Source organism: Nonomuraea sp. NPDC059023 (genome assembly GCF_042740095.1).
Taxonomy (GTDB): Bacteria; Actinomycetota; Actinomycetes; order Streptosporangiales; family Streptosporangiaceae; genus Nonomuraea.
This window is the reverse complement of record NZ_JBHYIO010000013.1, coordinates 222,886-235,188: the sequence shown is the minus strand read 5'-3', so window position 1 is coordinate 235,188 and position 12,303 is coordinate 222,886. Positions and strand designations below refer to the sequence as shown.

At 72.8% G+C, this 12,303-nt stretch carries 9 protein-coding genes; 2 read left to right on the top strand and 7 right to left on the bottom strand.

The features are described from left to right. Positions 1 to 10: 10 nt before the first annotated feature. Positions 11 to 793 carry an ABC transporter permease gene (locus tag ACFWYW_RS23620; protein WP_379641061.1) on the top strand — a complete coding sequence of 261 codons (783 nt, stop codon included), beginning with the start codon at positions 11 to 13 and terminating at the stop codon, positions 791 to 793. Next, complete coding sequence (locus tag ACFWYW_RS23615; RefSeq protein ID WP_379612673.1) at positions 790 to 2,346, top strand: dipeptide ABC transporter ATP-binding protein; 1,557 nt, start codon at positions 790 to 792, stop codon at positions 2,344 to 2,346. Before ACFWYW_RS23620 ends, ACFWYW_RS23615 begins: the two co-directional genes overlap by 4 nt. On the opposite strand, the gene ACFWYW_RS23610 is transcribed toward ACFWYW_RS23615, so the two are convergent. The 7 genes from ACFWYW_RS23610 to ACFWYW_RS23580 are packed head-to-tail and all read right to left on the bottom strand — an operon-like array spanning position 2,343 to position 12,288. Next, positions 2,343 to 4,139: a hydantoinase B/oxoprolinase family protein gene (locus tag ACFWYW_RS23610; RefSeq protein WP_379612672.1), complete on the bottom strand. Its 1,797-nt coding sequence runs from the start codon at positions 4,137 to 4,139 to the stop codon at positions 2,343 to 2,345. The genes ACFWYW_RS23615 and ACFWYW_RS23610 overlap by 4 nt on opposite strands. Continuing rightward, positions 4,136 to 6,217: a hydantoinase/oxoprolinase family protein gene (locus ACFWYW_RS23605; RefSeq protein ID WP_379612671.1), complete on the bottom strand. Its 2,082-nt coding sequence runs from the start codon at positions 6,215 to 6,217 to the stop codon at positions 4,136 to 4,138. Before ACFWYW_RS23605 ends, ACFWYW_RS23610 begins: the two co-directional genes overlap by 4 nt. Continuing rightward, on the bottom strand, positions 6,207 to 7,460 hold the full coding sequence (locus ACFWYW_RS23600) for an aminotransferase class V-fold PLP-dependent enzyme (protein WP_379612670.1): 1,254 nt from the start codon (positions 7,458 to 7,460) through the stop codon (positions 6,207 to 6,209). Before ACFWYW_RS23600 ends, ACFWYW_RS23605 begins: the two co-directional genes overlap by 11 nt. A gap of 13 nt (positions 7,461 to 7,473) precedes the next feature. Then, positions 7,474 to 8,217, bottom strand: coding sequence for an SDR family NAD(P)-dependent oxidoreductase (locus tag ACFWYW_RS23595; RefSeq protein WP_379612669.1), 744 nt, complete (start codon positions 8,215 to 8,217; stop codon positions 7,474 to 7,476). A 4-nt stretch (positions 8,218 to 8,221) separates the two neighbouring features. Then, complete coding sequence (locus tag ACFWYW_RS23590; RefSeq protein ID WP_379612668.1) at positions 8,222 to 9,589, bottom strand: MFS transporter; 1,368 nt, start codon at positions 9,587 to 9,589, stop codon at positions 8,222 to 8,224. 27 nt (positions 9,590 to 9,616) lie between these two features. Beyond that, a complete protein-coding gene (locus ACFWYW_RS23585) occupies positions 9,617 to 10,855 on the bottom strand; it encodes an alpha/beta hydrolase family protein (protein WP_379612667.1) in 1,239 nt (412 codons plus the stop codon). Beyond that, complete coding sequence (locus ACFWYW_RS23580; protein WP_379612666.1) at positions 10,852 to 12,288, bottom strand: amidase; 1,437 nt, start codon at positions 12,286 to 12,288, stop codon at positions 10,852 to 10,854. The genes ACFWYW_RS23585 and ACFWYW_RS23580 overlap by 4 nt, the downstream gene beginning before the upstream one ends. Positions 12,289 to 12,303 lie beyond the last annotated feature (15 nt).

Here is a 12,303-nt window from a genome sequence, read left to right as displayed (position 1 = left end):
GCTCTCATCCGTGCCCGTGGCTTTTCTCGCCGTTCTCGCCCTGGCCGTGACCGTGCCGGTCCTGCTCACCTCCGCCGATCCTCTGGCCGCCGACCCGTTGAACGCGCTGGCCCCGCCCGGCGCCGGCCACTGGTTCGGCACCGACCACCTCGGCCGCGACGTGCTGGCCCGGGTCGTCCACGGCGCCCGCCACTCGCTCAGCATCGGCCTCGCCGCCTCGGCCCTGGCCGTCATCTGCGGCATGCTGTTCGGTCTCGCCGCAGGGCTGTCGCCGAAGTGGCTCGACGAGGCGCTGGCCCGCTCGTTCGACGTGCTGTCCACGCTGCCCGAACTGCTGCTCGCCCTCCTGGTGGTGGCGATCACCGGCCCCGGCACCGTCAACGTCATCGTCGCCATCGCGATCGCGCAGATCCCGAACTACGCCCGCGTGATCCGCGCCCAGACCTTCGTCGTGCGCCACTCCGGCTATGTCGAGCAGGCGGTCACCTCCGGCCGTTCCCGCCTGGCGATCATCGCCGGGCACGTGCTGCCCAACGTGCTCGGCCCGATCCCCGTGCTCGCCACGATCGGCCTCGGCCAGGCCGTCATCGCGAGCGCCGGGCTCAGTTTCCTCGGCATGGGGCCGCAGCCGCCCGCCGCCGAGTGGGGCGCGATGCTCTCCGAGGCCCGCAACTACCTGCGCGTCGCCTGGTGGGAGGCGCTCTTCCCGGGCCTGGCGATCACGCTCACCGTCGTCTGCCTGACCGTCGTCGGGCGCCGCCCGCAACGCCGCTTCGAGGGGAGAACACCATGACCTCGCTGGTGACCGTGGAGGATCTGCGCGTGAGCTTCGGCCCGGCCGAGGTCGTCCGCGGCATCTCCCTGTCGATCGAGCCCGGCGAACGCGTGGCGATCGTCGGCGAGTCCGGCTCGGGCAAGAGCGTCACCGCGCGTACCCTGCTCGGCCTGGCCGGACCCGGCTCGGCCGTCCGGGCGGCGACGTTCCGCGTCTCCGGCCGGGACGCCCTCGCCTTCACCCCCGGCGACTGGCGGCGGCTGCGCGGCGGGTTCGCCGGGCTCGTCCTCCAGGACGCGCTGGTCTCGCTCGACCCGCTGCGCACCGTGGGCGCCGAGATCGCCGAGGTGCTCGCCCTGCACGACGTCGTGCCCCGGGCCCGCCGCGCGGAGCGGGTGGCCGAACTGCTCGGCGCCGTGGGCGTGCCGGAACCGCGGACCCGGGCCGGGCAGTACCCGCACCAGCTCTCCGGCGGGCTGCGGCAGCGGGCGCTCATCGCCTCCGCCATCGCCGCCGACCCCGCATTGATCATCGCCGACGAGCCCACCACCGCGCTCGACGTCACGATCCAGGCCCAGATCCTGCGCCTGCTCGCCGAGCGCGGGGCCGCCGGCACCGCGCTGCTGCTCATCAGCCACGACCTGGCCGTGGTCGCCGCCGTCGCCGACCGCATCCTGGTCATGAAGGACGGCCGGATCGTGGAGGAGGGGCCCGCGCGGGAAGTTCTGGCCGCGCCCAGGCACGCCTACACCCGCGCGCTGCTCGCCGCCGTGCCCTCCGCGACGTCCCGGGCGCCCCGCCCCGCCCCCGACCTGTCCGTTCAGGCCCTCGCGGGCACAGGACTCACTCGCTCGTACGGCCCCCGCCGCGTCGTCCAGGACGTCTCCTTCGTTCTCCACAAGGGCGAGACGCTCGGCGTCGTGGGCGAGTCCGGATCGGGCAAGACCACGCTCGCCCGCCTGGCCCTCGCCCTGCTCGAACCCGATCACGGCCACGTCACCCTGCACGGCCGGCCATGGACCCACCTGCGGGAACGCGAACGCCGCCCGCTCCGGCCCAGGATCCAGCTCATCTCACAGAGCCCGCTCGACTCCTTCGACCCCCGCCACACCGTCGGCCGCCTCATCGCCGAACCGCTGCGCCTGCCCGGGGCGGAGCGGACCGCGCGGGTGCTCGACCTGCTGGCCCGCGTCGGGCTGCCGCCGGAGACGGCCGCCCTTCGTCCCCGCGTGCTGTCCGGCGGTCAGCGCCAGCGCGTCGCCATCGCCCGCGCCCTCGGCCCCCGCCCCGACGTGCTGGTCTGCGACGAGCCGGTCTCCGCGCTCGACGTCTCCATCCAGGCCCAGGTCCTCGATCTGCTCGCCGGCATCCAGGCCGAGTACGGCACCGCCATCGTGTTCATCTCCCACGACCTGGCCGTGGTCGCCGCCATCGCCGACCGCGTGCTCGTGATGAAGGACGGCCGGGTGGTGGAGGAGGGCGAGGCCGAGGAGGTGTTCACCCGGCCCCGCCACCCCTACACCCAGGCGTTGATGGCCGCCGTGCCCCGCCTGGAACTCTCCACCCTCTAGACGGGCACCTGAGCGGAGCGCAGGCGGGCAGTCGCGGCCGGGTCCGGGTGACCGCCGGCGTCCAGGGCGACCAGGTAGACCTCGCGGGCCCGCGCCACCGTGATCCAGCCCTCCCGCACGTCGCGGGCCACCGCCTCCGGCGCGCGGGTGTGCGGGGGACCGTACCCGCCACCCCCGCTCGTGCGGGCGAGCAGCCGCTCGCCGTCCTCGACGTGGACCGGGCCGCAGATGTCCACCGGACGCAGCGTCCCGTCGCGCTCCCGCTTGAGCTGGGCCGACGGGGCGCCGGGCAGGCCGCCCCTGGCGCCCATCATCGGGTTGATCGAGCCGTCGTTGGCGTAGATGGCCGCGATCGTGCCGCCGAGCGGGCCGTACTCGACCTCCAGGCCCGGGGCGCCGCGATGCCGGCCCGCTCCTTCGGTGTCGGGTGCCAACTGCCGCCGGTGGATGACGATCGGCTGCTTGAGCTCGTCGATCTCCACGCTGTCCAGCAACAGCGTGCCGCCGCTGCCGAGGTCGCTCATGGTCAGCCAGCCGTCGGCGGCCGGTCCGCCGGCGCCGCCGTTGGGGCCGATGAAGATCTGGTTGACGAAGGGGGCGCCGGTACGCCCGTCGGTGCCGGACACGACGGCCTCGGACGGCGACATGCCGGAGCCGACCTCCGCCAGCCCCATGTCCGCCCCGATCTCGGCCATCGCGCGCTGGACGATGTTGCCCACCCGGTTGGCCAGGTTCGTGGTGGCCACCGAACAACTGAAGGGGTGGCGGGGGATGCCGACGACACAGTTGTCGCGCAGGGCCACCCGCACGCGCCGGAAACTGCCCTGGTTGTGCGGGACGGTGTGGTCGATGCTGTTGAACACGCCGATGAGCGCCGCCGTACGCGAAGCGGCCTCGCTGAGGTTCAGGCCGGACGGCACGCAGTCGGGGTTGTCGCGCAGATCGACCTCGATCATTCCCGCCTCCGGCCGGACGGCGACCGTGGCCTGGATCGGCACGCCGTCGGGCACGCCGGGGAAGGGATCGTGCCGGGTCGCGGTGGTCGCCACCCCGGCGGGCAGCGCGCGGATCGCCGCCTCCATGCGGGCTTCGCCGTAGTCGAGCCAGTCGCGGGCGAAGCCGGTCAGCGTGTCCCAGCCGACCTCGCCGGCGAGCTGGAGCAGCGCGCGTTCACCGATGCGGGCGCTGCCCAGGACCGCGAGGTAGTCGCCGCGCCACTGCTCGGGCACCCGGATGCGCATCTCGCACATGCGCAGGATGTCCGCGCAGTCGGCGTACGCGTCCTGCACCCGGACGACCGGGAAGATCAGCGCCCCCTCCTCGTACACGTCGCGGGCGCTGGCCATGTAGGTGGTGGGCACCGAGTTGCCGCAGTCCGCTTGATGGGCCTTGGCCAGCACGGTGAAGCGGTGCACGCCGTCGTCGTCCACGACCGGCACCAGGATGGAGTGGTCGGCCGCGTGCGTGTTGCCGTGGTAGGGCGAGTTGTGCAGGAACGCGTCACCCGCCCGGGGCCGGGGATAGAACTCCAGCATCGACCGGGCCTGCAGGTCGGGGCCGCCCATCACGTGGATGGGCGGGCTGTCGCCGGTCATCAGCACCTCGCCGGCGGCGGTGAGCACGCAGCAGGAGAAGTCCCTGGCGGTGTTCAGCACGCCGGAGCGTCCCGACCGGGCCAGGGTGTTCGACATCCGGCGCACGATGGCCTCGAAGCGGTGGCTGAGCACCGCGAGCCGGGCTCCGTCCAGCCGCTCCCCGGTACGGCCCGGCGCGGGCGCTTCCACACTGGTCATGCGGCGTCACCTCTGTTGATGATCAGGGAGCCGGAGGGTCCCAGCTCCGCAGTGCTGATGGTGTCGGCGATCACCACCGTGGTGAACGGCGACTCGACGAGCACCGGTCCCGGCACCCGTTCCCCCGGCGCGATCGTGGCCAGGGGGCGTACCGGGACGTCGGTCATGCCGTGACCGGTTACGAAGGCCCGCCGTACCGACGGCCGCCGCGGATCGGTGAGCCGGGTCGTCAGCGTGCCACCGGAGCCGGGCAGCGCGACGCGTACCCTCGCGTCCCAGCTCACCACCTCCACCGGCGAGGCCTCGTCGGCGATGCCGAGGATCTGCCGGTGCATGGCGTGGAAGTCGGTCTCGAACTCCCCGACGTCGCCGGGCCCGAAGGCGCGTACCCGCAACGGCACTTCCAGTTCCCAGATCTGCTGCGGGTAGCGCGCTTCGGCGTACAGGGTGATGGAGGCGCCGGAGCCCGGCATCCTGGCGACGAACTCCCGGCAGCGGCCGTGCAGGCCGGCGAGCGCGCGGTTGACCTTGCCGGTGTCGAAGGAGCTGGTCACGGCCGGGACCGTGGCCGAGTACACCGCGGTGAGGTCGGACATGAGCGCGCCCGCCGCGGCGAGGGCGGCGCCCACCGCGGGGACGACCAGGCTGCGGCTGCCCAGGCGGCCGGCCACCGCGACCGCGTTGAGCCCGGCGGCGCCGCCTCCGCCCACCAGGACGGCACGGCCGGGATCGATGCCCTGCTGCAGGGTGATCTCCTCGATGGCGCGGACCATCTGCTCGGTGGTCAGCTCCAGGATCGCCCGGGCGGCGCCGACGGGATCGAGCCCGAGCGGCCCGGCGACGTCCCGGGTGACCGCGGCCACGGCGGCGGCCGGGTCCAGGGTCATCGAGCCGTTGGAGAAGGAGTCCGGGTCCAGGTAGCCCAGCACCAGCGCGGCGTCGGTCACCGTGGCCGCGGTGCCGCCGCGCCCGTAACAGGCGGGGCCCGGCACCGAACCCGCGCTGCGCGGACCGACGTGCAGCAGGCCGCCGGAGTCCACCCAGGCGATGCTGCCGCCGCCCGCGCCGACGCTCTTGACGTCGATGGACGCCAGGCCGGTCATGTGCCCGGTGCCCTCGGCGCCCACCCACGCCGATCGGGTCGAGGGGATCTCGCCCTTGCGCACCAGCGTCACGTCGTAGGTGGTGCCGCCCGCGTCCGCGACGATCACCTCGTCCGCGCCCAGGTCGGTGAAGGCGTAGGCGCGCCCGGCCACCGGCGCCATCGACGGGCCCGAGTTGATCGTGAGAATCGGCATGGCGATGGCGTCGTCCACGTCGGCGACGCCGCCGGCGGAGGTGACCATCAGAATGCGGCCCGTCAGCCCGGCCGCGCGCAGCCGGGCGGTGAGCCCGTCGAAGTAGGCGCTCATCAACGGCTTGAGCGAGGCGTCGATGGCCGCGGAGGAGGCCCGGCGGTACTCGCGCAGGGACGGGTTGAGCGCGTGGGAGAGCGTGTGCGGCACCCCGGGCAGCCGGCGCCGGAGCACCTCGCCCACGGCCCGTTCGTGCTCGGGGTTGACCGTGGCCCACAGCAGGCAGACCGCGACCGCCTCGGCCTCCGCCTCGATCAGCCGGTCGCAGGTGCGCTCCAGCGCCGCCACGTCCAGCGGGCGCAGGACCGCGCCGGTGGCCGAGACGCGCTCGTCCACCTCGAAGGTGAGCGAGCGGGGGACGTACGGCTCGGGGAAGGGCGTGGTGAAGTCGAACGGGTCGCGCCTGCCGCCCTCGCGCAGCAGCAGGATGTCCGGATGACCGGCGGTGGTGAGCAGCGCCGTCCGGGCCGTGGTGCCGGTGAGGACGGCGTTCAGGCCGCGGGTGGTCGCGTGCACGAACGTCTCGACCCGGCCGAGGAACGCCTCCAGCGGCAGGCCGTCGGCCGCGGCGGCCATGCCCAGGACGTTCAGGATGCCGAGCACCGGGTCGTCCGGCACCGTCGGCGACTTGAACAGGCGCAGGCGGGCCTCGCGTTCCACCACCAGATCGGTGAAGGTCCCGCCGATGTCCACCGACACCCGCAGGGAGGCTTCAGAAGCCATAGCTGGACACGCTCTCTCGCTCGGCCTCGTCCGCGTCGCCGGTCAGCGGTACGGCCAGCCGTACCGCATCGCGGAGATCGTCGAGGAAGTGGGGGATCTGCCCATGGTTGTGCGGCATGGGCACCACGACGATGCCGACCGGGGCGGGCACCGCGCGGGCGGCGAACATCCACCCGCGTGCCCGCAGCTCGTCGGCCACCGGCCGCAGGTCGAGGGTGGCGGAGTGGATGAGCGACATGTTGATCCGCGAGCCGGGATACACGCTCAGGCCGTCGATCTCGCGCACGCCTTCGGCCAGTTCGTCGCGCATGGCCATCGACGCCAGCGAGACGGCGGTGTACCCGGCCTCGCCCAGGAGCTTGACCATGGTCCAGGCGCCCGCGATGGGCCCGGTGCCGCGGGTGCCGGACATCGTGCCGTTGGGCGGGCAGATCTCCTTCGCCGCGGCGAGCAGGGAGGCGTCGCGGAAGAACAACGTGCCGGCCGGCGGCGGGGCCATGCCGTTCTTGTGCAGGTCGGCGCTGATCGAGCAGACGCCGGGCAGGCGGAAGTCCCAGGGCGGGATGCCGGGGTCGTAGCCGGAACGCTCCAGGAAGGGCAGGATGTAGCCGCCGAACGCGCCGTCGACGTGGAGGTAGAGTCCCCGCCTGCGCGCGATCTCGCTCATCGCCTCGATCGGGTCGATGCTGCCGTACGCCCACGTGCCGGCGGTCGCGATCAGGGCGACGGTGTCCGGGCGGATCGCCGCCTCGATGGCGGCGGGGTCCACCAGGTGCAGCCCCTCCGGCGGAGCGGGGACGGGCACCGGGTCGAGGCCGAACATCGCGCACAGCTTGGGCAGGGAGTAGTGGCCGTTGTCGGGATAGACGACGCTTCCGGTACGGCGCCCGGACAGCTGCCTGGCGGTCAGGATGGCGCACATGTTGGACTCCGAGCCGCCGGACGTCACGAAACCGGCCGGTTCCGCGGCGCCGAGCAGGCGGCCCATCCATCGCACGATCTCGGCTTCCATCTCGCGCGCGCCGCCGCCGGTGATCCAGGTTTCACCGTGGATGAAGCGGCGATACGCCTCCACGGACGCCTCGCGGACCGCGTCTCCCCAGGGCAGATCGGGTGTCGAGACCAGGTGCGGGCCTTCGTCGAAGAGGTTGCGCGAGGTCTCGGGGAAACGGGAGACCAGCTCCAGCCGGTCGAGTTCGCGGTGCCAGTCGGCGGATGCGACGCCACTGGGGAAACGGGTCATGCCAAACTCCTTCTTACTGGGCGATGAAGCCGCCGTCGATGGGCAGGCTCGCGCCGACCACGTACGCCGCGGCGTCGGAGGCCAGGAACACGACCGCCGGGCTGATGTCGCGCACCAGCCCGATGCGCCCGGCGGGGGTGGCGGCCACGATCTCCCGCTCCACCTCGGTGGTGATCAGCTCCCGGTTGATCGGGGTGTGCACGTTTCCCGGCGCGACCGCGTTGACCCGGATCCCGGCGGGCGCCAGCTCCGTGGCCAGGGCCTTGACCATGAGCTCCACGGCGCCCTTGGAGGCGCAGTACGCGCTGTCGCCGGGCGAGCCGACATGTCCTGACATGGAGGAGACGAAGATGATCGAGGCGCCGTCGCCGAGGTGGGGCAGGACCGCCCGGGTGAGCCGGAAGGGCGCCCGCACGTTGATCGTCCACTGGTCGTCGAACACCTCGTCGGTGGTCTCCTCCAGGGAGGCCTGCGTGTAGATCCCGGCCGAGTGGATCAGGACGTCGATCCGGCCGAACCGGGCCAGCGCCGCCTCGACGATCGCCGCGGGCGCGTCGTCGGCGCGCAGGTCCACGGCCACGGTGGCCGCCTCGGCTCCGGCGGCGGTCACCGCCTTCGCGGCCTCCTCCAGCCGGGCCGCGGAGCGGCCGGCCAGGACCACGCGGGCGCCCGCCGCGCCCGCCGCGCGGGCGATCTCCGCCCCGATGCCGGAGCTGGCGCCGGTGACCACGGCGACCTTGCCTGACAGGTCGAACATGCTGTCACGCCTTTCTGGTGAGTTCGGTCAGCGCCGCGGCGATGTCCGGCCGCAGGAACCGGGCGCTGTGGAGGAAGACGTATCCGGCGGCGAACGCCGAGATCGGCATGACCACCGTCAGCGCCATGCGCGGCCCGAAGGAGTCGGCGACGAACCCGGCGAAGACGGACCCGAGGAAGCCGCCCATGAGGAAGGTGAACACCGGCAGGATCGCGAACGCCTGGGTCCGCACCCGGGGCGGGGTGACCGAGGCGATCAGCGGGTTGACCGCGGTGAGGGCGATGCCGCTGCACATGCAGGCCAGCACGTAGAAGGTGAGCAGGGGCCAGACCGAGGGGAACCAGACACCGGCGAGGACGAGCAGCCCGAAGGCGAGCATGGCGAAGCCGGCCAGGTGCATGATCCGTTCGGGATGGCGCCGGTAGGAGCGGTCGAAGTGGTGCCCGGTGATGATCATCGCGGCGATGACCGGGATCTGGGCCAGGGAGAACACGACGCCGCGGGCGGAGGCGTCGAAACCGTACTCGTCACCCAGCAGGATCGACATCTGGAGCGGGAGCGTGGCCAGGGCCAGGCCCAGGACGCCGATGCCCACGCACATGTGGACGAAGGTCTTGACCCGCATCATCTGGCGGAACGCCTGCATGATCCCCACCGGCGGGCCGGCCGTACCGGAGAACAGATGCCGCTCGGCCCGGCCGCGGCCGGGCTCCCTCAGGAAGACGGCCGCGGCCAGGGCGGCCAGCGCGTACGGCACGGCCAGCGCGAAGTAGGCCCACCGCCACGCCTCGGGCCCGCCCACCAGCCCGGCGACCCCACCGGCCAGGGCCGGGCCCAGCGCCTGTCCCAGGGGGGTGGCCATGGCGTGCAGCGACAGGATCCGGCCGCGCCCCTGGATGGGGTAGGCGTCGGACAACATCGACAGGAAGACCGGGTTGGAGTACGCGGCGGCGACGCCGGTCAGCAGGTAGGCGACGAGCAGTTGCCAGGTGTCCTGCGCCAGACCGGCCAGCGTCAGCGCGCCCGTGCCCAGCACGGCCGAGGCGACCACGAGATGCTTGCGGTTGACCCGGTCGGCCAGCCACGCCATGGGGATTCCACCGACCGTCAGCGCGACGCCCGCCAGCCCGGCCATCGCGGTGAGGAAGGCGGCGGAGATGCCGAAGTAGTCCCTGATGTCCGGCGCCAGCGTGGTGGTCGCCTCGCGGGTGAGTTGTTCGAGGGCCACGAGCGGGATGGCGGTCGCGCAGATCGACCAGCCGCCGTGGCGGAGTGTGTCGAGCAGTCCCGGCTCCGTGGCTTCGGCACCGGGCAGCAGGTCGTCCGGCAGGACGACGGGTTCGGACGGATCCGGCACATCGGCGGCGGTCATGAGTCGCCCTCTTCCTTCAGGGCGCCGTTAGAGGTGCTCGTCCAGCCAGTCGAAGGTGAACTCGGCCGCCGTCGCGGTCCCGCCGGTCTGGCAGTGCAACTGCGCGGTCGAGGTCGCGTCGAAGAGCAGGAAGTCCTTCGGGCAGGTCAGCGCGTCGTAGAGCTGCTCGGCGTGTCCGGCGGAGAACCGCTCCTCGGTGCCGTCCATGACCAGCGTGCGGCAGGTGATCTGCCCGGCCACGTCGGTCAGGTCGCAGGCGTCGAGCTCCTTGAACAGCTCGTACGGCGTCTGCACGCCGTGCTTCCAGGAGGCGTCGCGGATGAACCACTCGGCCAGCGGTGAGGCGTCACAGAGGGCGGCCGCCGCGGCGTTGAACGCGCCGGGCCCCTCCGCGAGGGCCTGGCCGATCGCCTCCGGCAGGTTCTCCTTGATGGAGGCGCCCCACTTCAGCACGCCCGGGTTGGCCACGCACACCTTCAGCCGGGACTCGAACGCCGCCGCCCGGGGCGCGAGATAGCCGCCGAAGCTCAGCCCCATGAGGCCGATGCGCTCGCGGTCGACGCCGTCGAGCTTCTCGGCCACGTCCACGATGGGGGAGACGACGTTCTCCCAGTCGTGGCGGAAGTGGAGGTTGTTCACGCGCAGCGCCGCGCCCTGCCCCGGTCCCTGGACGGCGAGGCAGTGGTAACCCCGGCGGATCGCGTTGTCGTAGACCCAGCGGGTGTCCTCCGCCCAGGCGTCACGCCCCTGGAAGAAGATCAGCAGGGGCGCCGGCCCCTTGGCCAGCGGGGAACGGTAGAGGTAGGACGGCAGGAAGCTGTCCTGGTAGGGGATCTTGAGCAGCTGTCCTGGATAGTCCGACAGCTCCAGGTAGCGGTCGTAACAGGCGTAGGCCGCGACCGCGTTCTCCCTGACCCTGGGGTCGTCGGGGAAGCTGAAGTGCAGCAGCGAGGTGCGCCAGTACGTCGAGGCCCGCAGGTAGGCGTCGGCGGCGCTGACCAGCCGCCCCTTCCGCTCGGCTGCCTCGGCCCGCCGCCGCAGCCGCGAGGCCACGTCGGACCAGGCCGTGACCCAGCTCTCCTCGTCGTCGACCCGGATCTTCCCCGCGGCCTCCAGGCATTCGCCGAGGTCGGACATGCCGAAGAACATCATGCCGAGCGTGTGCTTGATCTGGTCGTCCATCACCTCGTTGGCGATGAACACGTGCGAGGTCCAGTGGTCGCCGGGGAAGTACGGATTGGGCCGGGTGTCGGTGGACGTCGTCATGAGAACCTCTCGGCTTGGTGGGGAGCCCGCGCGGCCCAGGGGCGCGCGGCCTCGAGCTGGGCGGCAAGACGGAAGAGCATGCCTTCGTCGCCGTAGGGCGCGACGAAGTGGGCGCCGAGGGGGATCCCGGCGGCGTTCCAGTAGAGCGGGATCGACACGGCCGGCTGGCCGGTGATGTTGATGAGCGTGGTGAACTGCAGGAAGGCGCCCATGAGGGCGAGGCCGCCGGTGGCGAACGCGCCGAGCGGCGGGGCCGGTGCGGCGGTGGCGGGCGTGAGCCAGAGATCATAGGGCGCCTGGAAGGCGGCCAGGTCGTCGCACAGGGTCTGCAGCTCGGCCAGGGCGTCCATGTAGGCGCTCAGGCTCGTCGAGCCGGACCGGCCCTGTTCGATCATGGCCCAGGTGGCCGTCTCGAAGTCCTCCGGCCGGGCCTTCTTTCCGGTGACGCGTTCGAGGTGGGCGATGTCCCAGGCCAGCCCGCCGGCCGAGACGGTCGTGAACGGCCTGGCGAGATCGGAGCCCAGCCGGGGCGCGCCCTCCTCCACGTGGTGGCCGAGGCTCTCGCACAGGCGGGCCGCGTCCTCCACGGCCGCGACGGCGTCCGGGTGGAGCGGGGGGCCGAGGAGTGACTCCCTGGTGAAGACGATCCGCAGCCTGCCGGGGTCGGTTCTGGTCTCCTCCAGGTAGGGGCGCGGTGGCGGGGGTGCGACGAAGGGGTCGCCGGGCAGCGGTCCGGCGGTGGCGTCGAGCAGGGCGGCGCAGTCGCGGACGCTGAGCGTGATCGCGTGTTCGCTCAGCACCGCGATGCGCATGGAGACTCCGGCCCGCCGGCGTGCGGAGGCGATGCGCAGCCGGGTCGGCTTCATGCCGAACACGCCGCAGCACGAGGCGGGCACCCGGATGGAACCGCCGCTGTCGCTGGCGTTGGCCATCGTGACCATGCGGGCCGCGACCGCCGCGGCGGCGCCGCCGCTGGAGCCGCCGGCCGACAGGTCCGGGTTCCAGGGGTTCCTGGTCGGGCCGAACAGTTCCGGTTCGGTGGTCGGCTGGAGCCCGAACTCGGGCAGGTTGGTCTTGCCGCAGACCACGAGCCCGGCGGCCTTGTACCTGCGGGTGAGCTCGCCGTCCCGGTCGGGGACATAGCCGGCCAGGAACCTGCTGGCGGAGGTCATCGGGACTCCCGCGTAGGCCACGCCGCCGCCGTCCTTCAGCAGGAACGGCACGCCGGTGAACGGCCCTTCCGGCAGCGGGGCGGCCAGCGTGGCGCGGGCCTCGTCGTACATCGTGGTGACGACCGCGTTGATCGCCGGGTTCGTCTTCTCGACGCGGTCGATCGTGTCGTCCAGGAGTTCGGCCGGGGTGACCTGGCCGGTGCGGACGAGCTCGGCCTGGGCCAGTGCGTCCAGGCCGTCGGGCGCTACTCGGCCGCCCATGGCCAGAAGTAGTTA

Bases quoted from the DNA above. Each gene is read 5' to 3' on its own strand.
- ACFWYW_RS23595 (WP_379612669.1), bottom strand. From the start codon at position 8,217: ATGTTCGACCTGTCAGGCAAGGTCGCCGTGGTCACCGGCGCCAGCTCC.
- ACFWYW_RS23600 (WP_379612670.1), bottom strand. From the start codon at position 7,460: ATGACCCGTTTCCCCAGTGGCGTCGCATCCGCCGACTGGCACCGCGAA.
- ACFWYW_RS23610 (WP_379612672.1), bottom strand. From the start codon at position 4,139: ATGACCAGTGTGGAAGCGCCCGCGCCGGGCCGTACCGGGGAGCGGCTG.
- ACFWYW_RS23615 (WP_379612673.1), top strand. From the start codon at position 790: ATGACCTCGCTGGTGACCGTGGAGGATCTGCGCGTGAGCTTCGGCCCG.
- ACFWYW_RS23585 (WP_379612667.1), bottom strand. From the start codon at position 10,855: ATGACGACGTCCACCGACACCCGGCCCAATCCGTACTTCCCCGGCGAC.
- ACFWYW_RS23605 (WP_379612671.1), bottom strand. From the start codon at position 6,217: ATGGCTTCTGAAGCCTCCCTGCGGGTGTCGGTGGACATCGGCGGGACC.
- ACFWYW_RS23590 (WP_379612668.1), bottom strand. From the start codon at position 9,589: ATGACCGCCGCCGATGTGCCGGATCCGTCCGAACCCGTCGTCCTGCCG.
- ACFWYW_RS23580 (WP_379612666.1), bottom strand. From the start codon at position 12,288: ATGGGCGGCCGAGTAGCGCCCGACGGCCTGGACGCACTGGCCCAGGCC.